Below are 19854 nucleotides of genomic sequence, written 5' to 3' on the forward strand. Positions count from 1 at the left end.
CGCGGGGCTACTTCTGCCCCGCCATGATGAGCTTGGCGGTGGTCTCGAGCCGGTCGGCGATCTGCTCGTAGGACTCGTAGCCCATGCCCGCGCGGACCAGCGCCCCGGACCACGCGATCTCGAGCGCGTCGAGCACCTCCGGGGCGTGCCCCGGGCCGAGGGCGGCGATCAGCCGGCCCCGGATGTCCATGCCGATCCGCAGGCGCAGGTGCTCGACGTCGGGGTCGTTGCCCAGGATCGCCGTGGTGCTCGCCGCCGCCAGGGCGGGCTCGTCGGAGACGAGCAGCGCGACATCGCGCAGCACCCGGCAGACCCGGGCGACCGGATCGAGGTCGGTGGGCACCTCCCGCGGGACCGCGTTCAGGCGCCGCCAGAACACCTCCGCGACGAGGTGGCTCTTCGACGAGAAGTAGGTGTACGCGGTCGCCGCGGCGACGCCCGCCTCCGCCGCAACCATGCGGACGGTGAGGCCCGAGAATCCCTGCTCACGCAGCACCGCGACCGCGGCCGTGGTCAGCTTGTCGACGGTCTCGGCCTGCTGCTCGGTCAGGCGCCGGCGAGTGGATTCGAACTTGGCTTCACTAGACACATGTCCAGACGCTACTGGAAGCGGGGGGACTCGGGCAAAGGGTCGGGCTCGGCTCGATCACCAGCCCGCGGGCAGGGCCGTGAAGTCCGGCTGGCGGCCCTCCGCGAACGCGGTGAGGGCCTCGATGTTGGCGGGGCCGCCCATCAGGTCGCGGAAGCAGGCGTTCTCCCGCTCGCGTGCGGCGTCGATCTCGGCCCGCAGCGGCTCGGTCATCGTGCGCTTGACCGCGATCAGGCTGGAGATCGGCTTGGCGGCAAGCACTTCGGCGTGCCTGCGGGCCTCGCCCATCAGCTCGTCCGGCTCGCAGACCCGCCAGACCAGTCCCATCTCCTTCGCCTGCGCGGCGTCGATCCACTCCGAGGACATCAGCAGCCAGGCCGCGTTCTGCCTGCCGACCAGCTGGGGCATCAGGTAGCTCGAGGCCGCCTCGGGTGCGACGCCGAGGCCGGTGAACGGGCACTTGAGCTTGGCGGTGGTCGACATGAAGGCCAGGTCCGCGAAGCCGAGCACCGTCGCGCCGATGCCGAGCCCGATCCCGTTGACCGCGCAGATCAGCGGCTTGGGGAACTCGACAAGCGCGTCGAGCAGCCCGGGGAACCCGTGCTTGCCCGGCCGGAAGTCGGGATCGGTGGTGCGGGCGTGCATCTCGCGCAGGTCCGTGCCCGCGCTGAACGCGCGCCCGCTGCCGGTGAGCAGCAGCACCGCGACGTCGGGGTCCTCGGCGGCCGCGCGCAGGGCCTCGGTGGTGGCGTCGTAGAGCGCCTCGTCGAACGCGTTCAGCGCGTCGGGCCGGTTGAGGGTGATCGTCCGGACGCGCTTGTCGTCGGTGATGAGGAGGCTCATCGTTGCATGCTAGAACGTGTTGCAGTTTTGGGGAAGGGTGTCGGTGCCGACGCCGGTCGGGCGGTGCTGTCCGGGCGTCCCTCCGTACATCGTTAGCATTGGCACCAAGTAGCGGCCGGCCGAGAGGCGCGGCCCGGTTCGGACACCCGAGAAGGCGGTCGACGTCGTGAAGAAGTACCTCCCCAGCTGGCACGACGACGAGGTCCGTGCGCTCTCCGAGCTCGCGGCCGGATTCTTCGAGCGGGAGGTGGTGGCGCACAACGACAAGTGGGACGCCCAGCACCGCATCGACCGCGAGGTGTGGCTCAAGGCAGGTGAGCTCGGCCTGCTGTGCTGCTCCATCCCGGAGGAGTACGGCGGCGGTGGCGGCACCTTCGCGCACGACCTCGCCGTCTTCGAGGCCCAGGGCTACGCCGGCGATCTCGCCCTCGGGATCTCCGTGCACAGCGGCATCGTCCCGCACTACATCGCCGAGTACGGCTCCGAGGAGCAGAAGAAGACGTGGCTGCCGGGCATGGCGACCGGGGAGATCCTCACCGCCATCGGCATGACCGAGCCCGGCGCCGGCTCGGACCTCAAGGCCATCAAGACCACCGCCATTCGCGACGGCGACGACTACATCGTCAACGGCTCCAAGACGTTCATCACCAACGGCGCCTCCGCCGACATGATCGTGCTTGTCGTCAAGACCGACCCGAAGGCGGGCGCCAAGGGCGTGTCCCTGCTGATCGTCGACCTGCGCGACTGCCCGGGATTCGTCGTCGGGCGGGTGCTGGACAAGGTGGGCCAGCACGGCGCCGACACCTCCGAGCTCTCGTTCACCGACGTGCGGGTGCCGGTGTCGAACCTGCTCGGCGACGCCGAGGGGCAGGGCTTCGGTCAGCTGATGGCGCAGCTGGTGCAGGAACGGCTGATCATCGGCGCGCAGGCGTCGGGCGCGATGAACCGGGCCGTGCAGGAGACCGTCGCGTACACGAAGTCGCGGCAGGCGTTCGGGCACAGCCTCTTCGAGTTCCAGAACACCGCCTTCGAGCTGGCCGAGTGCCAGACCATCGCGCGCACCTGCGAGGTGTTCCTCGACCACTGCATCCAGTCGCACCTGCGCGGTGAGCTGGACCCGTCCGAGGCGGCGATGGTCAAGTACTGGCTCACCGAGCAGCAGTGTGCGGTGATCGACCGGTGCGTCCAGCTCTACGGCGGCTACGGCTACATGCGCGAGTACCTGATCGCCCGGATGTACGAGGACGCCCGCGTCCAGAAGATCTACGCCGGGGCCAACGAGGTGATGAAGGGAATCATCGCGAAGTCGCTGTAGGCGCTGCCGGACGCCCGAGATCGGCGCCCGGCCCGCTCAGTTCTACTGCCGGAGTAGGTCGGCCGCCCTTTCTCCGATCACCACGCACGGCGCGTGGGTGTGGCCGCGGATGATGGTCGGCATGATCGACGCGTCCGCCACGCGCAGTCGATCCACCCCGCGCACCCGCAACTGGGGATCGACGACGCTGGCCGCGTCGCTGCCCATCCGGCAGGTTCCGGTGGGGTGATAGAGGGTGTGCGAGTTGCGCTCGAGGGCGATCTCGAGCACCTCCTCCAGCGGTGGGCGGGAGGTCAGGGCGGGCCGGACCATCTCCCCGAGCCGCGACTTCAGCGCGGGCGCCGAGGCCAGCGAGTCGCACACCCGCAGGCCCTCGAGCATCGCGCGGCGGTCGACGCCGCCCGCGTCGCTGAGGTAGCGCGGATCGATGATCGGCTTGTCTGCGTGCGCCGCCGACCGCAGCGTGATCTCGCCGCGGCTCTCCGGCTTGAGCAGGATCGTCCCGAGGATCACGGCGTGCTCGGTGCCGGGCACCAGGCCCTCGTCGAAGAACGGGGCGGGCGCGAAGATCATTTCCAGGTCAGGCAGCGCGAGATCCTCACGGCTGCGGGTGAACCCGTACGCCTCGCCGACATTCGAGGTGAGCATCCCGCGGCGCCGGGCCAGGTAGTTGGCGAGCTCGGGGAGCTTCTCGGCGGCGAAGAGGGTATCCGCTTCGACGCGGTAGCCGAGCATCGACACCAGGTGGTCGGACAGGTTGCGGCCCACCTCGGGGAGGTGGTGACGCACGGCGATGCCGTGCGCGCAGCTGCTGCTCGTCGCCGATGCCGGACAGCATCAGCAGCTGCGGGGTGTTGATCGTGCCGCCGGCGAGCACCACCTCCTTGCGGGCGCGGACCGTGCGGACCGCGCCGCCCTGCACGTACTCGACCCCGACGGCGGCCGATCCCTCGAACAGCACCCGGGTCGCGGCGGCCTCGGTGAGCACAGTCAGGTTGGCGCGCTTGCGCGCGGGCGCGAGGTAGGCGTCGGCCGTGCTCCAGCGGGCGCCGCGCTTCTGGGTGACCATCGTCTGCAAGAAGCCCTCGGGCTGAGCGGTGTTCGCGCGCTCCACCGGGAATCCCGTCTCCCGCGCCGCCTCCAGGTAGGCGCCGGTGAGCGGTCGGGGGGAGCGCTGCCGGCTCACCGTCAGCGGGCCGGTGGTGCCGGCGTCGTCGGTGGCGGCGCCTTCCACGTTCTCGATCCGGCGGAAGTACTCCACCACCTTGCCGAAGGACCAGGAGTCGTCGGCGAGTTCGGCCCACTCGTCGTAGTCGGCGGCGAAGCCGCGCACCCACATCATGGCGTTCATCGACGAGGAACCGCCGAGCGTCTTCCTTCGCGGCCAGTAGATGCTGCGGCCGCCGAGTCCGGGCTGCGGCTCGGTCAGGTAGTCCCAGTCGACCTCGCTGCGGAACAGCTTGGAGAAGGCCGCGGGAATGTGGATGTACTTGTCCTTGTCCGGCGGACCTGCCTCGAGGAGGACGACCTCGGTGCGCGGGTCGGAGCTGAGCCGGCCGGCCAGCGCGGCGCCGGACGATCCCGCGCCGACGATGACGTAGTCGGCGACTGACGATGACTGGACATGCGTTCATCTCCACATCGGGAAGTGTTGGGGGGAGGCGGCTCTCGCCGCGGGTGCGGAACCGTCGGTCTTAGCCGCGCAGCGCCGAGGCGAAGATTGCGGGCAGCTTCGTCCACGATGGCTTGCCCGCGAACTCGGTCAGCCGCCGCCCGGTGCCTGCCGCGGTCCGGTTGGTGACGAACCACGGCGGCTTCGGTGAGATCGACCACTCCCGGTGCATCAGCGACCGCGGGGACGGCCGGAACGGCCCGCGCACCACGGTGCGCTCGGGCCGGTCGATCAGCAGCGCGTTGTGCACCACGCCGATGCCGCTCTGCACGTCGCTGAGGGTGTGGCCGGGGAACGCGCCCCAGGTCGCCGCGGGGGTGAGGTACCCGACCCCGGTCCATGCGTTGATCGCGATCGTGCCGTACCGCAGCGATTCGAGCAGCGCGTCGAAGCGCGCCCCCATCGAGTCGATGGTGCCGGGCTCTGCGATGATGTTGACCCCGAGCGTCCCGACGAACTGCTCGTTGACCACGTCGGCGGCGCGGGTCGCGAACTGCTCGCCGTCGTGCGGCAGCTCGATCACCCCGAGCACCGGCCCGAAGTACTCGGTCTGCAGCAGCGGGGCGAACTCGTCGGGCTGCAGGCCCGACACCAGCACCCGGCCGCCCTTCTGGCCCAGGCGCTCTGCCTTCGGGTAGGACCGCTCGGCCGAGGCGACCCGGTCGTCGCTGCCCGGGTAGTACGCCGGCCGGGCGGGGGCGCGGTCGACGGCGGCGCGCAGCGCGGCGACGAACTCGTCGCGTTGCGGCCACCGCGAGGACAGCACGACCACCTGCGAGGCGATGCAGTTGTAGCCGCCGTTGTGCAGGCGCTGCGTGGCGATGTGCTCGGCCTGGAACTCGATGTCGGCGCGGCTCCAGGTGCCGGGCAGCACGATGGTCGGCGACACCCCGCCCAGCTCGCTGGTCATGCCCTTGTCGAGGACCGGCTCGCCGGCCGCCTTGCGGCGCGCGCCCTCCTCGCCGGTGCCGAAGACGATCGCGTCGTGGGTGAGCGCGCTGCCCGTCATGTGCACGTGGTCGACCAGCCCATGCCGGGTCAGGTAGGTGCCGACGTCGGCGCCGCCGGTCAGGATGCGGACCGCGCCGATCGCGATGAACGGCTCGAGCACCTTCGTGAACACCGGCAGCATCCGGTCCATGATCGGGTTGAGCTTGAGCGCGACGACGCGGTTGTGCGCGAACAGTTCGTACAGGGTGTCGAGCGGCGCGATCGAGGTGATGTTGCCCGCGCCAAGGACCACCCCGACGCCCTGTGTCCGGGTCGGATCGAGCTGGGCGAGGCCCGCCTCGCGCTGTGCCGTCGCACGATCGACGCCCGGCTGCAGCCACACGTCGGCGCTGAACCCGCTCAGCAGCAGCTTGTCGAAGACGTTCATCGGCAGGGCCCGCACGGTGGTGCGGCCGCCGGGGGCGGTGCCGAAGGTGGCGTCGGTCAGCGGACTGGCGCCGGATTCCAGCTTCTCGAGGCTGTCCGACAGCACCGTCGCGGCGGTGGCCACCGAGTACGGCCCTGAGATCCACTCCTCGCCGACCAGGGGGGAGTCGGGGTCGAGTCGCTTGATCTGCACAGCCGCCGCCACCCATTCGGCCGCGTACTCCACGGTGAGGTCGCGGACCTGGTCGAGCAGTTGGCGCCGGTGGCCAAGGGACAGGCCCGCCCAGGCCTTCTCGCCCTCGACGAGGTCGGCCAGGGCCTGATCGATGGCCGGGTGGGTGCTGGCGGGGTCGTGATCAGACACGGGACAACTCCGTTCGATTCGAGTCGGGCGGGGCCGGACTCGTCGGATCTTCTATGTGTGATCCTCGTCCCATCCGGTGCCGTGCGCCATAGGCGGAGGGCGTCGATGTCGACCAGCCGGTTGTGCGACCGCACAAATTGCTATGGCGTGGATCACTCACCGGCGGCTACCCTGGGGCGATGGTCGTCAGCCCCGAAATCGCTCCACCCACACCAGCCGAGCTGCTGCACGACATGCGCGCCTCGGTGGACGCGCTCGCCGACGAATTGGTCGCTCGCATCGTGGCCGCCGAGCAGGACTACGCCGACGCCTCACTGCTGACGCCGGAGCAACTGCGGTCCGCGTGCTGGGACAACCTCTCCTCGATGCTCGCGAACCTCGACGGCACCGCGCCGATCCGGCTCGAGTCGGCCCGCGCGGCCGGGCGGATGAAGGCGGAACGGGGAGTGTCGCTGGCCGCGCTGCTGCACGCCTTCCGGCTCGGCGGGCGGCTGATCTGGGAGGAGCTGATGGCGCGGTCGGACGGGCGCGCCAGCCGCTGGCTGCTGGACATGGCCGAGCAGGTCTGGGCGCTGGTCGACGTCTATTCCGACGCCGCGGCCGACGCCTACCGGGAGGCGGCCGACACGAGGGCCAGGGAGGACGCCGAGGCGAGGCGGCGGCTGGCCCGGACCCTGTTCGCGAACCACGCCCTCAACCCGGCTGGCGTCGCGGATGCGGTGCGGGCGTTCCGGATCCCCGAGCGGGGTGCCTTTCTTATTGTGTCCGTGCGGGATTCGACGACCTGTCCGTCTGCGGACGCGCTGCGATCCAGGCTGGGTGGGGTCGGCGTCGACTCGGTGTGGGACACCGAGGTCGACGGTCGCCTCGGCCTGCTGTGGGCACCCGCGGAGGCGGCGCTGGACGCGGCGCTCGCCGCGCTGGGCGAGATCGGCGGCGGACCCGTCGGGGTGAGCCGCGGGTTCGCCCGACCGGGCGGCATCGGGGCGGCGGTGGAGCAGGCCCGGCAGGCCAGGAGCTGCGCGCCCGACGGTGCGGGCGCCCCGACGCGCTACGACGCGGTCCCGGTGCCGCTGCTGGTGATCCGCCAGCCGGACGCCGGACAGCTCGCCGCCCGTCAGGTCCTGGGGCCGGTGCTGGCCCTGCCCGCCGACGAACAGCGCAACCTGCTGACGACCCTCGAGGCCTGGTTCGCCGCCCGCGGATCGACGACGGCGGCGGCCGCGCAGCTGCACTATCACCGCAACACCGTGCTGTACCGGCTGCGCCGGATCCAGGAGCTGACCGGCCGGGACTTCTCCGACCCGGTGCACGCAGCCGAGCTGTACGTCGGGCTGTGCGCCCACCGGCTGCTGGGCGCCGGGCGGGAGTGAGCCCGGGCCTGCGCCGGTCCCGATGGGGTCGAGGTTCGGTTGTGAGTCGCCCTGCACCCGTCTTCGGTGGTGATGGAACCGATCGAACCATCCGTGCGTCCAAATCACGTGCGCTCTGTGAATTGAGCCGGGACACTTCGGGAAGCGGGTGGGCAGTGCGGATCAACGTTCGACGACTGGACGGCTATCTCGAGCGACTCGGATTCGGTGAGCGTGATTACTCAATCGGTCGAGAGGTCGAGAACAGGCTCTGCCTTCTGCAGGAAGGCGACCAGTGGCTCGTGTTCTTTTCCGAGCGAGGCTCGAGGTGGGATGACGTGAGCTTTGACTCCGAGGAGGTCGCGTGCACCTTCATGCTCGGCCTTTTGGCGCAACAGTATGTCGAAGAGGGGCCACGTCGATGACGGACTCGGTCACGACGGTGTCGATCACGGAGATAAGAAGACTGCTCGCTCAGTCGAGCCTCGACCGAACAACGGTCGATATCGCCGATGGCTTGCTCGCGGGCGTCGGGCCTGCAGATCAACACGTCGAGGTTCACGAAACCGACCGGCAGGTGGCGGTCACGATCTACGAGCGAAGGTGGCGCCGCGAGTTGAAGTCCGGGGCCGTCGTTCATGGAACGCAAGATCTCCTGTCCGGGCTCGAGAACGCCGACTGCGAAACCGTGTGGATGGCGATGCCCGCGGTCGCTGGGCGGGCGGTCATCCTCTGGTTCGATTCGGCGATCGCCGAGGTGCTCGGGTGTGTCGTCACCTCACTTCCCCGACCGTTGAGGAGGCACGTGTGATCGCCCTGAACTCCACCTGGCAGGGCGAGTCCGTGCAAAAGCCGGATGGGCGTTGGATGTCGAGTTGGAGATCGCAGACCCGGTTCCGTGGGGGAGCGTTGTGATCATCAAGTGCGGTGTTGCCGAAGTGTCGGAGAGCAGCGGAGTTCTTACCGTGAGCGGGCAGATCAAGGCTCTGGAGGCGGATGATGTTGTTGCGCTAGATGTTCGGCTCGGAATCATCCTTGTCGAAATGGTCGGGCAGCGGCCGACGATTCGAATCGGAGACTTCATCAGTTTTGCACCGCGTGACGTCACGATCTACCCGACCGGAATCTGGAGCAGCGGCGAATGAGCTGGATCGAATTCTTGCAGGACGCCCGCAGTGTTCGGGCGATCTACGGCGATGTGATCCCGAACCTGTCCGAAGTCGAGGTCCACGAGATCCGGTTCGACACGCGGGGGAGTTCGGTCATTCTGCGGCTCGACCTGGCCGACTATCCACTGAACCCGCCACCGAAGTGGGTCGAGCAGCAAGCGAATACGGTGCAGATCGAACTGCACTTCTCCGAGGTGCGAGGCGTTGAGTTGAGCGGTTGGGGTACCGAGCGACGGGCGAGCCTCCACGTCGACGAGGCCCCGGGCTCGGGGTATGAGGTTGCCTGCATTGGCGCGTCGCGTCTGAAGATGGTGGCGCGGTGGATCGCGATTCGCAAGATCTCAGCTCACCAGAGTGCCGGTCTGGGAGGAGGAGTGGCATGAGATACCTGAGACTGTCTGCCGACTATCTCGAACCGTCCCTGGTTGATCCGCAGGCGGGGCGGTCAACCGCGGCCGAACTGGGATTGTCCGAGGCGCTGAGTCAGCGGATCGAGGACTGGAACGAGCAATACCAGCAAATCATCGCGCTGACGATGCCGGAACGCGCCGCCGAGGAGATCCGGTCGGTGATCGCCTCGCTGGATTCGGAGGGGCGCGAACTCGCTAGGGACATCGTGGCCGAGACACCTGGTGGGGCGAAGGTCGAGTACTTCAGCGAGGGACTACTGAAACTCTATCGGGAGCTGCCATGACGGCTGTGGGACAGCTGGACCAGCGCATACACTGGGAGGCGACCGGAGACCCGCGCGAGCCACACCGCGCAAGACTGGATGGCCAGACGCTGTCGATTCGGCTGGGCGATTTCCCGGCGGACGCGCTCTACACACTGCTTCTCGACGGAGAGGTTGTCGCGGAGTTCGACGACTGGCCGGCCCTCTGGGTACGGTGACGGGGATGGCCATGGGGGTGGACTGATGTCTCGACAGTTGCTGTCCGACAACCAGCATGCGATCAGGGAGTTCGAACGAGATCTGATCGACGTGGCCGAAGTCCAGGGCAGGCTCGCCAGGTGCGGGCGAGGGCTGGATCGCACGTTGAAGCCGGTAGCCGATCGGATTCGCGATGTCGAGTTCGAACTGGAGCGGGTGCGGTTTCTGGTTTCCCAGGAGGACCAACGTGGGCAGGGGTTGCTCGCGCTCGAGGGCCTGGATGTCATGGCCTCATCCCTTGAATCCGGCAGGAATGAGGCGTAGGGGAATGCACCCTGCAATGAACGGCAACCGTTTCACGCTGAACCGTGAACCGGCGCAGTCAGTGCCCATTCTGGCGCCGGTCGCATCCGCGTATCCGGGCATCGGTGTGCTCGGTATCGAGTTTGCTCGGGTAGGAGACCGCTCGATATCGGGTGCGGTCGCGTCGGCATTCGAGGTGCTTCGGCCTGCCGTGTCGAGCTTCGCGAACAGTCGAGTCGCGCTTGTCGGGATGACGCCGCCGCTTCGGCCCTACAGCCGGACCGGACGGCTGTCGATGGAGCGTCAGGCGCTCTGGGGCCAGTGGGAAAGCCAGGGCGTGGCCCTTCCCCACGGGGAGCGCCGCGATTGGCAGACCGGGCGAACGGACGTGCAGTTCGGGGGATTGCTGGTGACAGATCTCGAGCAGTTGGGTACCGCGATCGAAGTCAGCCGCGCGCGGTCGGCCGTTTGCCTCGTGCTGCCGCCGCCGGAGAACATCGACCGACTGGAGCGCGCGGCCCGCGCGATTCGGGATGTGTCGGCCGACGGCAACACGCTCGTTCCACAACTCGTGCCCTCCATCCCGTCCGGCGGGCTGCTGATTCGGGGTTTCGGGTCGTTCGACGATCATGTGGTCGGTATAGATATCTATGCCGACACAGCGGAACTCGACAGCCTGCAGCAGGCATTGTCCTAGTTCGGAACGGTTGGATGAACGGCCAGGCGATGGGAGGCTTTCGTCTGACGAGTACGAGGGGGAGACATGTCATACCGCCAGTTCGAGACCCCGAATCTCTCGGATTTGTCGGAGGTCGACCGGATCTCCCTGCTGGAAGGTGGCGGGGATCTCGGAGTCCTGGCGCTCCGGGCGGTGTCCGACGACGGGGACCATGTCGACCTGACCCTCGATCCGCTCGGCCGTTCGATCAGGCTCGTCTGGATCGCGGACGGTCGTCGACTCGTCGATGTCTACCGTGAAGGCGCCACGAGATTCGATGTATCTCAGGAACCTGGTTCGGCTGTGCTCCGCGTCGCGGTGGAGTACGACGATGCGGCGGGACTCCTCGAGGTCGGGATCGGATCCGAAGTGTCCGTGAAGGATCGGCTGATGTTCAACTGAGGAACAGGTGCGCGAGGCCGGGTTGCAAAGGAGCAGCATGAGATTCAATGACACGTACGTCTCGCGCGACGAGCGATTCTCGGTCGGCATCGATCTGGTGACAGGCGGAGGCTACGTGTCGATCCCGGTGAGCAACGGACTGGTCGACTACGAGGAGTACTACGAGATCGACCCCGAAACCTACGCGCGTTTCTTGTCCGACCCGGCCGTTGCCTCGTCGTTTGCGGCTGAGTGCAGGCGCCGTGAGCGGGACGAGTTGCTCATCATGCCGCCGGGTCGGAACCGGGGTACCCCGATCTAGCAAACGCTCGATGGAAGATGGTGCGTGACTTAACGGATGGGACATCTCAAGAGTCGACCGAACTTCATCGATGGGGTCTCGGACGTGCTGGGGATCATGCTGGATCGGAAGGGGCGCGTTGAGTTCAAGGTGATCGAGCGGCTCGGCGTCGACCATCCGGGTCTCGACGAAGAACACCGCGCGCCCGCACGCGGACGGCCTGGCCTCATCCTCGTCGAACTGGCTGGGCCGCGGTCGGCGATTCACATCGAAGACTTCATCAGCTTCGCACCGGGTGAGGTCTCGATCTCCCCGACCGGAATCTGGAGCAGCGGCGAATGAGCTGGATCGAGTTCCTACAGGATGCCCGCAGTATTCGGGCGATCTACGGCGATGTGATCCCGAACCTGTCCGATGTCGAGATCCACGAGATCCGGTTCCATACCAAGTAGGCGGGTCAGTCGGCAGCCGTGACGAAACCCTTGTCCACCAACCACGCTCGGGCCACGTCGGCCGGCTCCTGGCCGTCGACGTCGACGCGGCGGTTCAGCTCGGTGATCTCTTCGTCGGTCAGCTCCGCGGATACTGGCGCCATCACCTCCGCGACCTGCGGGTGCTCCTGCGCGAATCCCTCACGCATGATCAGTGCCGGATTGTATTTCGGGAAGAAGGAGCGGTCGTCGTCGAGCAGGACCAGGTCCAGCGCGATGATCCGGCCGTCGGTGGTGAACACCTCGCCGAACTTGCACTGGGTGCCGTCCGCGGTGGCCTGGTAGATGATGCCCGTCTGCAGGATCTGCTTCTGCGCCTTGGCCGGATCGAAGTCGTAGGCCGCGGCCATACCTGGATAGCCGTCCTGGCGGACGTTGAACTCGGTCTCGACGCAGGTGGTCGCCGCGGCCGGGTCACGCTTGACCAGATCCGCGTACTCGGAGAGCGTCCGCACCCCGGTGGCTTCCGCGGTGGCTCGGCTGGTGGCCAGGGCGTAGGTGTTGTTCATCGGCGCGGGGTCGGTCCACACCAGGCCGTTACGGGTGAGGTCCTCGTCGCGCACCGCCTCGAACTGTGCGGTGGGGTCGGGGATCGGGTGCTCGTGGCCCAGGTAGTTGATCCAGCCGGTGCCGGTGTACTCGTAGGTGAGGTCGATCTGGCCGTGGACCTGCGCGTCGCGGGTGCTATTGGAGCCCTGGATGTTGGTGAGGTCGCGGATGTCCGCGCCGGCCGCGGACAAGGCGAACTCGATGATGTACCCGAGGATGATCTGCTCGGTGAAGTCCTTGGAGCCCACCGTGATCGGGACACCCTCGAGCTCGGGGACTGGAGTGATGCTGCCCGGGCCGACCTTGAGGGGCAGCGCGCCGCCGGACTCGAGCCCGCAGGAGGCCAGCGTGACGGCAGTCGCCGCGACCATCGCGAACGCTGCGACCTTACGCAGCAGGAGTTTCCGGCGTCCGGCCATGTCAACGCAATCCCTTCGGGCCGAGGTAGACCTCGGCGAGGGCGCCGAGCCAGTCGACAAGCAGGGCCAGCGAGACCGCTAGTACGGCACCCACCACCAGGGTCACGTTGTCGCGCAACTTGTACCCCGTGTCGATCAGGACGCCGAGCCCGCCGGCGCTGACCAGAAAACAGAGGGTGGCCGTGCCGACCGCCAGCACCAGCGAGGTGCGCAGGCCGGCCAGGATGTACGGCACCGCCATCGGGAACTCGACGCGGCGGAGCACCGTGCGCGCCGACATGCCCTGGCCGCGGCCCGCGTCGATCAGCGTGGGATCCACCTGCTGATAGCCGAGGATCGTGTTGCGCAGAACCGGAAGTAGCGAGTAGAAGGCGATCGGCAGCACCCCGATCCAGAACCCGGTGGTGCGGGTGGCGAGGTAGAAGAGCACCAACAGGCCGATGGCCGGGGCGGCGGCACCGATGTTCGCGATGCCGACGAACACCGGCGCCAGCCGGGTCCAGCCCGGCCGGGTGAGCAGCGTGCCCAGGGGTACCGCCAATGCCACCACGATCACCACCACGGCGACCGTGATCAGCACGTGCTGCCAGGTCAGGGTCGCCAGATTGGCCACGCTGATGCTGGCCTGCTGGGTGGCGTTCAGGTCGCGGCTGAACGCCCACGCCAGGACACCACCGGCCAGCAGGAGAACCAGCACCGGCTGGGCGAGCAGGCGCATCCGTTCGGCGCGGCGGTCGGCGGCCGCGGTGTGGTCGACGACGGCCACATCGGTGGCGGCGACGCCCGCGCCCGGCGCGGAGCCCCGCGGGGACGTCTCGGTGCTCACGGGGCCAGCTCCTCGGGAGCGCGCTGCGCCCCACCGGGCTCGTCGAGCGCGCTGGGGCCCGGGTCGGAAAGGTCGTCGTGGTCGTCCGCGTGCTCGTCGCGCAGCTGGCGCAGGTTCTCCACCAGGGTGTCGATGGTGATGAGGCCGACGTACTCGCCGCGGCGTCCGGTCACGACCGTGGACGCGCTGGACTCTGCGAGCAGGGCCTCGAGGGCGTCCTGCAGCGTGGACTGCACCGAAAGGATCTCGCCGACCGGATCACCCACGTCGCGCAGCGAGTCCACGGTGGCCAGGTGCGCGGGGGAGACCCAGCGGACCGGGCGGTTGCGGGCGTCGAGGATCAGGCCCCACTGCCGTCGGCGGGCGAGCAGGGCCCGGCGCATCTCGTCGACGGAACCGTCCTCGTGGGCGGTCGGGCATTCGATCAGCCGCACGTCCCGGACCCGGCTCAGGGTCAGTTGCTTGAGGGAGGCGTCGGCCCCGACGAACCCGGCGACCATGTCGTTGGCGGGGTTAGCCAGGATCGCCTCCGGGGTGTCGTACTGCATGATGTGAGACTGGCTGCCCAGCACCGCAATTCGGTCGCCGAGCTTGACGGCCTCGTTGAAGTCGTGAGTGACGAAGACGATGGTCTTGCCGAGCTCGGACTGCAGTCGCATCAACTCGTCCTGCAGCAGGCCCCGGGTGATCGGGTCGACGGCGCCGAACGGCTCGTCCATCAGCAGCACCGGTGGGTCCGCCGCCAGCGCGCGGGCCACCCCGACCCGCTGCTGCTGACCGCCGGACAGCTGTCGCGGATACCGGTCCCGGTAGGTGTCGGGGTCGAGGCCGACGAGGTCGAGCATCTCGTCGGTGCGTTCGGCGATGCGTTTGCGGTCCCACCCGATCAGGCCGGGCACGGTCGCGACGTTCTTGGCGACCGTCAGGTGCGGGAACAGACCCGCCTGCTGGATGGAGTAGCCGATGCCGCGGCGCAGTTGGTCGGGGTCGATCGACAGCGCGTCCTTGCCGCCGATGGTGATCCGTCCCGACGACGGCTCGATCAGCCGGTTGATCATCCGCATGGTGGTGGTCTTCCCGCACCCGGAGGGTCCGACGAACACCACGGTCTCGCCGGCGGGGATGGTCATCGAGACGTGGTCGACCGCGGCGTCCACCTGCCCGGGGTAGCGCTTGACCACGTCGTCGAGGACGATCTCGACCCCGTGGGTGTGGTCGTGGTGCGCGGCGGTGCCCTTGCGCGATGCGGTGTCGGTCACCGGATCCCCCTCGAGGTGGTGAGTCGGCCGAGCAGGACGTAGAGCCCGTCCAGGACCAGGGCCAGGACGACGATGAGCACGGTGCCGGTCAGTGCCTGCGGAACCGCGGTCGGGCTGCCCACGCGGGACAGGCCCGAGAAGATGAGGTTGCCGAGGCCCGGGCCTTTGGCGTAGGCGGCGATCGCCAGGATGCCCATCAGCATCTGGGTGCTCACCCGGATGCCGGCCAGGATCGAGGGCCAGGCCAGCGGCATCTCGATCCGCCCGAGCACGCGAAGGCGGTTCATCCCGACCCCACGCGCGGCGTCGGTGATGGCCGGGTCCACCGAGGCGAGACCGATGATGGTGTTGCGGATGATCGGTAGTAGGCCGTAGAGCACCAGTGCGGTGACGGTCGGGCGCACGCCGAGGCCGAGGATCGGGATGAGCAGACCCAACAACGCGAACGAGGGCACGGTGAGGATGGTGCTGGCCAGTCCGGTGGCCACCGCGGATCCGATCGGGCTGCGGTAGACCATGATGCCGATGCCGACGGCAATGATCGTCGCGATCACGATCGACTGCACGACCGCGCTCACATGGAGGTAGGAATCGGTGACCAGTTGGCTGCGTCGCGCGAACACAAAGTCCCACCAGGCCTGAAAGTCCACCGGCGACACCTCCGTCCGCACACCCGCCGACCACCACATTGCTCGCAGGTCGGCCTCCGCGCAATGAAACGCGAAACGTGGCGTGTCAGGTTTCGAACACGCAACGGCGCCCCGACCGAGGGTTGGGGCGCCGTTGCGGTCTGCTGAGGATCAGCCGCGCTTCACGACTTGACGGCGTAGTACAGCTGGAACGCGATACTGGGAGTTCCAGCCCTACGCCCCCGTCCGCAACTCCCGCTTGAGCAGCTTCCCGCTCTGGTTCCGAGGCAGCGCGTCGACGAACTGGATGTTCTTCGGCACCTTGAACGGCGCGATGCGCTCCTTCACGTGCCCGATCAGGGCCTCGGCCGTCACCGGCTCGTGGTCTTCGCGCAGCACCACGACGGCGGTGATCGCCTCGATCCACTTCTCGTCGGGGGTGCCGATCACCGCGACCTCGGCGACGGCCGGGTGGGTGTATACGGCGTCCTCGACCTCGCGGGAGGCGACCAGGATGCCGCCGGTGTTGATGACGTCCTTGATGCGGTCGACGACGGTGATGAAGCCCTCGGCGTCGCGGGTGACGAGGTCGCCGGAGTGGAACCAGCCGTCGCGGAACGCCTCAGCCGTCGCCTCCGGGTTCTCCCAGTAGCCCTGGCACAGCTGCGGGGACCGGTACAGCACCTCGCCGGACTCGCCGTCGGGCACGTCGTTGCCCTCGGCGTCGACCACCCGGGTCTCGACGAAGAACACCGCGCGCCCGCACGCGGACGGCCGGGCCTCGTGCTCCTCGGGCTGCAGCACCGTCGCGAGCGGGCCGATCTCGGACTGCCCGAAGCAGTTGTAGAAGCCGAGGTTCGGGTAGCGCTCGCGCAGACGGTTCAGCACGGTGACCGGCATGATCGACGCGCCGTACTGGGCCTTCGTCAGCGAGGACAGGTCGCGGGTCTCGAGGTCCGGGTGGTTCGCCAGCGGCACCCACACGGTCGGCGCGAGGAACAGCGAGCCGATCTTCTCGGCCTCGATGCGGCGCAGGATCTCCGGAATATCCGGCGCCGCCATCAGATTCACTGTCGCGCCCACGGACAGGTAGGGGATCGCGAACACGTGCATGCCGGCGGAGTGGTACAGCGGCATGCAGACCAGCGGGTTGTCCTCGGCGGACAGGCCGAGCGCGATCACCGAGGAGACGTACTCGTGCACGAGCGCCCCGTGGGTCATCATGGCGCCCTTGGGCTTCGACGTGGTGCCCGAGGTGTAGAGCAGCTGCACCAGATCGGTCGAGGCCGCCTGCGGCTCCAGCGCCGGTACCTCGCCGGTGCCGCTGAGCTCGAGCAGCGAGCCGTCCGCGTCGCGCAGCGGCAGCACGTGCTCGATCGCCAGGTTCTCGCGCACCGAAGCCAGCGTGCCCTCGAGCGCCGGGTCGACCAGAACCGCCCGCGCCCCGGACTGCGACACCAGGTAGCTCAGCTCCTCGCCCTTGAGGGCGTAGTTCACCGGCACGTGCACCAGGCCCGCGCGGGCGCAGGCGAGGAAGCCGATGACGTAGGCGTCGGAGTTGGTGCCGTACGCGGCGACGCGGTCGCCCGGCTCGAGTCCGAGCGCCAGCAGGTGGCCGGCGGCGCGGGTCACCGCGTCGTCGAGGTCGCGGTAGCTGCGGCTGCGACCGTCGAAGGTCAGCGCGGTGCGATCGGGAAACTTGGCGGCCGAGCGGCGGAGCACGCCGTCGACGGTGTTGGTGCGCGGATCGAGACTCATGGACGTCAGGTTATCGGACGTCCAACTATCGCGATAGGGGTTGCTTTTCCGCCCCGATTGTGGCCCGAATCACGCGACCTAGCGGTCGTCGGTCGAACTCAGGTGGTCCATCAGTTCGTCGAGCGACTCGAACTCGACGACCTCGTCGTCCTTCTCGTCGACGGCGACATCCTCGACGACGAGATCCTCGTCGAGCTGGGCCCGGATCCAGCTGTCGGGGAACTGCTTCGGCGCGAGGAAGGACAGCAGGACAGCGTCGTGCAGGACGGCCACGGACCTGAGGGTCAGATCATTGCGCAGGTCGGTCGCTTCGACCACGCTCTGATCGCCGACCGCGTCCTCGATCTCCTCGGCGATCGAGTCGACCACCTGATCCCATCGCGCGGTCGTGATCGTGAGCAGTCGTTCGACAGCGGCAAGGAGCACACCGGCGTCCAGGCCGGTCCGATCCTCGAGCTCGGGATCGACGTTCACCGTGACCTCGGTCCCGGCAGCACGCAGCTGTGCGGTGCCGACGACGATCCCGTCGTCGGCGAGTGGGGCCGTCAGCAACCCAGTCCGAGCGATCTCGTCCCTGAGCCGGTCAATCGGGTCCATCACGGCCATGCCTCCTGCGCGCGCTCGGTCATCCCTTTCGGTTCGTGCGCTGGTTCAACCGGCGCCTTCGAAGGGCTGTCGCCGAGAGTAGCTGTGCGCTCTAGGTGCGCGAGTCGAGGTGACCGAGCAGCGTGCGCAGGATCGGTTCGGCATGCGTCCACAGGACGGCGCCGCCGATGCCGGGCACCAGATGGCGAACGGCTCCTGGGATGCGGGTGGCCAGCCAATCGCCGTGGTCGGGTGAGTGGCTGGTGTCCTGATCGCCGTACCAGAGGTCCACGGGGACACGGATCGTCGTGAGGTCGAAGGGCCAGCGGCCCATCGCCAGCACTGTGTCGCGGGCGTAACCGGCGGGGCCCGGCGCGAACGCCTCGCGCATGCTGCCGCGGTAGGCACGCTCGAAGACGGGGTCCCGGTAGACGGCGACGTCCGACGCGGGGCTGGTGTCGATCACCATCTGCCACATGGCGTCCGCATCGAACGTCGCGAAGAGGCGCTCCGCGGTGTCCGGGTCCGACGCGGTCAGGTCGACGAGATCGCGCAGTGGCTTTGGCAGGGCGTCGGCGAATCGCGGCGCCGCCACCTCGTCGCTGCCGGACACGATCGCGACCGCGGCGCCGACGCCCGCCGCCGCACACGCGAGCGCGAAGGGCGCGCCCTGCGAGTTGCCCACGATTGCCGGGTTGCCGAGCCCCCGCAGCGCGGCGAACTCGCGGACGTCGGCCGCGAAGTCCCGAAAGGTCTTACCGGGCAGTGGCGTCGACCGGCCGAGGCCCGGGCGGTCGAGCGCGACGAGCCGCACGCCGAGCGACTCGACTGCCTCGGCGCCGAACCCGAGCGTCCCGGTGGTGGCGGCGCCCGGGCTCAGCAGCACCGGAATCCCGTCCGGGTGGCCCCATTCGGCCCACCCGATCACCCGCCCGTCGGCGAGACGCGATTCGCCCAGCCGGGCCGGCGCCGAGATATCCACAGACATGGTCGCGATTCTCGCCCACAGCCCGCGGGTTTCGCGACCGAGTTTTCGGTGTCGGCTACCGCCTCACGAACAGCGCAGGCTCGCTGCCCGGAACCTGCGCGACCTGCTCGCGCGCGACCAGGTGGCGCAGGTGCGCGGCGGCCTCGGACAACGCCATGCCCTTGGCCATCGGGTGGAAGTCGGTCCACGGGCGGTACCACTTCATCCGCTGGGCCACCTCCCAGACGGTGATCTGGTCGTCGCCGAACGCGGCGTACAGGTGCTCGAGCCGCTCCTCGTGGTGCTCGATCAGCTCGCCTGCGCGGCCCGCGACGTCGTCGATCGGGATGCCGTGCGCGCCGAGGCCGCGGGTGATGTCCATCGTCTGCACGCGGCGCAGTGAGTCCAGGAACTCGGCGAGCGCGTCGCGCTCCTCGAGCGGGTAGACGAAGTTGCCGACGTGCGGGGTGGTCTTCTGCAGCACGTGGTCGCCGGTGAACATCACGTCGGCGTCCTCGAGGTAGAAGCAGGCGTGGCCGGGGGTGTGGCCCGGCGTGAACACCACCCGCAGCCCGCGCCCGGTCAACGCGATCACCTCGTCGTCGGCGAGGATCCGGTCGGGAGTCGATTCCGGGCCGGCCGGAGACTTGCCGTTCGCCACGGCTGCGAACGCGTCGAGGTCCGCCTGCGTCGCGCCCGCGCGGGTCAGGTTCACCTGCTGGTCCGCGAGCCAGACCTCGTCGTGGGGGGAGGACATCTTCCCGAACATGTCCATGTCATCGGCGTGCATCGCGATCCAGGCCCCGGAGGCCTCGCGCACCCGCCCGCACAGACCGGTGTGGTCCGGGTGGAAGTGCGTGAGCACGACGCCCTCGACCTCGGAGATCGAGTGCCCGACCGACTCGAGTCCGCTGGTCAGGCCCTCCCACCCCTCGTCGCCGTCCCAGCCGGCATCGACCAGGACGATCCCACCAGGGGACTCCATCGCGTAGACGAGGGTGGTGCCAAGGGGGTTGTGGGACATGGGAACGGGAATCTGAAAAATGCCATCGCCGATGGCGGCCGCGTCGAGCATGGGATACCTCGTCACTAGTGAAATTGGTTTCAACTCTTTGT

23 protein-coding genes and 1 pseudogene are annotated in these 19854 nt (G+C 68.6%); 12 read left to right on the forward strand and 12 right to left on the reverse strand.

Translation table 11 applies throughout. The features are described from left to right. Positions 1-7 precede the first annotated feature (7 nt). Complete coding sequence (locus tag C8K38_RS24905) at positions 8-589, reverse strand: TetR/AcrR family transcriptional regulator (protein WP_097214040.1); 582 nt, start codon at positions 587-589, stop codon at positions 8-10. Positions 590-646: 57 nt separating this feature from the next. Further along, the gene (locus tag C8K38_RS24910; protein ID WP_097214041.1) at positions 647-1432 is read right to left on the reverse strand and encodes an enoyl-CoA hydratase/isomerase family protein; all 786 of its coding nucleotides are present in this window, start codon (positions 1430-1432) and stop codon (positions 647-649) included. Positions 1433-1598: 166 nt separating this feature from the next. Between C8K38_RS24910 and C8K38_RS24915 the strand changes: the two genes are divergently transcribed. Further along, positions 1599-2747: an acyl-CoA dehydrogenase family protein gene (locus C8K38_RS24915; protein ID WP_097214042.1), complete on the forward strand. Its 1149-nt coding sequence runs from the start codon at positions 1599-1601 to the stop codon at positions 2745-2747. A gap of 42 nt (positions 2748-2789) precedes the next feature. Here the strand turns inward: C8K38_RS24915 and C8K38_RS24920 are convergent. Next, positions 2790-4341, reverse strand: a pseudogene (locus C8K38_RS24920) (GMC family oxidoreductase). 100 nt (positions 4342-4441) lie between these two features. Further along, on the reverse strand, positions 4442-6160 hold the full coding sequence (locus C8K38_RS24925) for an aldehyde dehydrogenase family protein (protein ID WP_257017804.1): 1719 nt from the start codon (positions 6158-6160) through the stop codon (positions 4442-4444). A gap of 179 nt (positions 6161-6339) precedes the next feature. Here C8K38_RS24925 and C8K38_RS24930 point away from each other — a divergent pair, with 179 nt between their 5' ends. The 11 genes from C8K38_RS24930 (at position 6340) to C8K38_RS24985 (ending at position 11597) form a co-directional block, all read left to right on the forward strand. After that, a complete protein-coding gene (locus C8K38_RS24930) occupies positions 6340-7533 on the forward strand; it encodes a PucR family transcriptional regulator (RefSeq protein ID WP_097214043.1) in 1194 nt (397 codons plus the stop codon). A 400-nt stretch (positions 7534-7933) separates the two neighbouring features. Beyond that, the gene (locus tag C8K38_RS24940; protein ID WP_097214045.1) at positions 7934-8323 is read left to right on the forward strand and encodes a hypothetical protein; all 390 of its coding nucleotides are present in this window, start codon (positions 7934-7936) and stop codon (positions 8321-8323) included. 64 nt (positions 8324-8387) lie between these two features. Then, positions 8388-8657 (forward strand): hypothetical protein, encoded by a 270-nt coding sequence (locus C8K38_RS24945; protein WP_143548521.1) that lies wholly within the window; start codon positions 8388-8390, stop codon positions 8655-8657. Further along, positions 8654-9064: an Imm50 family immunity protein gene (locus C8K38_RS24950; RefSeq protein ID WP_097214047.1), complete on the forward strand. Its 411-nt coding sequence runs from the start codon at positions 8654-8656 to the stop codon at positions 9062-9064. Before C8K38_RS24945 ends, C8K38_RS24950 begins: the two co-directional genes overlap by 4 nt. Continuing rightward, positions 9061-9375 (forward strand): hypothetical protein, encoded by a 315-nt coding sequence (locus C8K38_RS24955; RefSeq protein WP_097214048.1) that lies wholly within the window; start codon positions 9061-9063, stop codon positions 9373-9375. The genes C8K38_RS24950 and C8K38_RS24955 overlap by 4 nt, the downstream gene beginning before the upstream one ends. Next, positions 9372-9572: a hypothetical protein gene (locus tag C8K38_RS24960; RefSeq protein ID WP_097214049.1), complete on the forward strand. Its 201-nt coding sequence runs from the start codon at positions 9372-9374 to the stop codon at positions 9570-9572. The genes C8K38_RS24955 and C8K38_RS24960 overlap by 4 nt, the downstream gene beginning before the upstream one ends. A gap of 25 nt (positions 9573-9597) precedes the next feature. After that, entirely contained in the window at positions 9598-9876 is a 279-nt protein-coding gene (locus C8K38_RS24965) for a hypothetical protein (RefSeq protein ID WP_136911393.1), read from the forward strand. A 16-nt stretch (positions 9877-9892) separates the two neighbouring features. Continuing rightward, positions 9893-10552: a hypothetical protein gene (locus C8K38_RS24970; RefSeq protein WP_097214051.1), complete on the forward strand. Its 660-nt coding sequence runs from the start codon at positions 9893-9895 to the stop codon at positions 10550-10552. A gap of 66 nt (positions 10553-10618) precedes the next feature. Further along, positions 10619-10975 (forward strand): hypothetical protein, encoded by a 357-nt coding sequence (locus C8K38_RS24975; RefSeq protein WP_097214052.1) that lies wholly within the window; start codon positions 10619-10621, stop codon positions 10973-10975. Between the two features lie 37 nt (positions 10976-11012). Beyond that, positions 11013-11276, forward strand: coding sequence for a hypothetical protein (locus tag C8K38_RS24980; RefSeq protein ID WP_097214053.1), 264 nt, complete (start codon positions 11013-11015; stop codon positions 11274-11276). Positions 11277-11360: 84 nt separating this feature from the next. Then, positions 11361-11597, forward strand: a complete 237-nt coding sequence (locus C8K38_RS24985) for a hypothetical protein (RefSeq protein WP_143548522.1) — start codon at positions 11361-11363, stop codon at positions 11595-11597. A gap of 115 nt (positions 11598-11712) precedes the next feature. Here the strand turns inward: C8K38_RS24985 and C8K38_RS24990 are convergent, their stop codons facing one another. The 8 genes from C8K38_RS24990 to C8K38_RS25025 all read right to left on the reverse strand — a co-directional run bounded on the left by C8K38_RS24990 (position 11713) and on the right by C8K38_RS25025 (position 19813). Next, positions 11713-12666 carry a glycine betaine ABC transporter substrate-binding protein gene (locus tag C8K38_RS24990; protein ID WP_097214099.1) on the reverse strand — a complete coding sequence of 318 codons (954 nt, stop codon included), beginning with the start codon at positions 12664-12666 and terminating at the stop codon, positions 11713-11715. A gap of 49 nt (positions 12667-12715) precedes the next feature. Further along, positions 12716-13432, reverse strand: coding sequence for an ABC transporter permease (locus C8K38_RS24995; RefSeq protein ID WP_097214100.1), 717 nt, complete (start codon positions 13430-13432; stop codon positions 12716-12718). A gap of 104 nt (positions 13433-13536) precedes the next feature. Next, positions 13537-14799, reverse strand: a complete 1263-nt coding sequence (locus C8K38_RS25000; protein WP_097214055.1) for an ABC transporter ATP-binding protein — start codon at positions 14797-14799, stop codon at positions 13537-13539. After that, positions 14796-15488 carry an ABC transporter permease gene (locus C8K38_RS25005; protein WP_179800705.1) on the reverse strand — a complete coding sequence of 231 codons (693 nt, stop codon included), beginning with the start codon at positions 15486-15488 and terminating at the stop codon, positions 14796-14798. The genes C8K38_RS25000 and C8K38_RS25005 overlap by 4 nt, the downstream gene beginning before the upstream one ends. A gap of 174 nt (positions 15489-15662) precedes the next feature. Continuing rightward, on the reverse strand, positions 15663-17186 hold the full coding sequence (locus tag C8K38_RS25010; protein ID WP_097214056.1) for an acyl-CoA synthetase: 1524 nt from the start codon (positions 17184-17186) through the stop codon (positions 15663-15665). Between the two features lie 78 nt (positions 17187-17264). Continuing rightward, a complete protein-coding gene (locus C8K38_RS25015) occupies positions 17265-17783 on the reverse strand; it encodes a cytochrome C5 (RefSeq protein WP_097214102.1) in 519 nt (172 codons plus the stop codon). Positions 17784-17883: 100 nt separating this feature from the next. Then, positions 17884-18759, reverse strand: a complete 876-nt coding sequence (locus tag C8K38_RS25020) for an alpha/beta fold hydrolase (RefSeq protein ID WP_097214057.1) — start codon at positions 18757-18759, stop codon at positions 17884-17886. A gap of 55 nt (positions 18760-18814) precedes the next feature. After that, positions 18815-19813 (reverse strand): MBL fold metallo-hydrolase, encoded by a 999-nt coding sequence (locus C8K38_RS25025; protein WP_097214058.1) that lies wholly within the window; start codon positions 19811-19813, stop codon positions 18815-18817. Between the last annotated feature and the right edge of the window lie 41 nt (positions 19814-19854).

The organism is Rhodococcus sp. OK611 (assembly GCF_003050885.1).
In the GTDB taxonomy this organism is placed as follows: Bacteria; Actinomycetota; Actinomycetes; order Mycobacteriales; family Mycobacteriaceae; genus Rhodococcus_G; species Rhodococcus_G oryzae.

Coding starts and splice junctions, on each gene's coding strand:
- C8K38_RS24910 (WP_097214041.1), bottom strand. CDS start 1,432: ATGAGCCTCCTCATCACCGACGACAAGCGCGTCCGGACGATCACCCTC.
- C8K38_RS24930 (WP_097214043.1), top strand. CDS start 6,340: ATGGTCGTCAGCCCCGAAATCGCTCCACCCACACCAGCCGAGCTGCTG.
- C8K38_RS24940 (WP_097214045.1), top strand. CDS start 7,934: ATGACGGACTCGGTCACGACGGTGTCGATCACGGAGATAAGAAGACTG.
- C8K38_RS24950 (WP_097214047.1), top strand. CDS start 8,654: ATGAGCTGGATCGAATTCTTGCAGGACGCCCGCAGTGTTCGGGCGATC.
- C8K38_RS24955 (WP_097214048.1), top strand. CDS start 9,061: ATGAGATACCTGAGACTGTCTGCCGACTATCTCGAACCGTCCCTGGTT.
- C8K38_RS24960 (WP_097214049.1), top strand. CDS start 9,372: ATGACGGCTGTGGGACAGCTGGACCAGCGCATACACTGGGAGGCGACC.
- C8K38_RS24965 (WP_136911393.1), top strand. CDS start 9,598: ATGTCTCGACAGTTGCTGTCCGACAACCAGCATGCGATCAGGGAGTTC.
- C8K38_RS24970 (WP_097214051.1), top strand. CDS start 9,893: ATGAACGGCAACCGTTTCACGCTGAACCGTGAACCGGCGCAGTCAGTG.
- C8K38_RS24975 (WP_097214052.1), top strand. CDS start 10,619: ATGTCATACCGCCAGTTCGAGACCCCGAATCTCTCGGATTTGTCGGAG.
- C8K38_RS24980 (WP_097214053.1), top strand. CDS start 11,013: ATGAGATTCAATGACACGTACGTCTCGCGCGACGAGCGATTCTCGGTC.
- C8K38_RS24990 (WP_097214099.1), bottom strand. CDS start 12,666: ATGGTCGCGGCGACTGCCGTCACGCTGGCCTCCTGCGGGCTCGAGTCC.
- C8K38_RS24995 (WP_097214100.1), bottom strand. CDS start 13,432: ATGCGCCTGCTCGCCCAGCCGGTGCTGGTTCTCCTGCTGGCCGGTGGT.
- C8K38_RS25005 (WP_179800705.1), bottom strand. CDS start 15,488: ATGTGGTGGTCGGCGGGTGTGCGGACGGAGGTGTCGCCGGTGGACTTT.
- C8K38_RS25010 (WP_097214056.1), bottom strand. CDS start 17,186: ATGAGTCTCGATCCGCGCACCAACACCGTCGACGGCGTGCTCCGCCGC.
- C8K38_RS25015 (WP_097214102.1), bottom strand. CDS start 17,783: ATGGACCCGATTGACCGGCTCAGGGACGAGATCGCTCGGACTGGGTTG.
- C8K38_RS25020 (WP_097214057.1), bottom strand. CDS start 18,759: ATGTCTGTGGATATCTCGGCGCCGGCCCGGCTGGGCGAATCGCGTCTC.
- C8K38_RS25025 (WP_097214058.1), bottom strand. CDS start 19,813: ATGCTCGACGCGGCCGCCATCGGCGATGGCATTTTTCAGATTCCCGTT.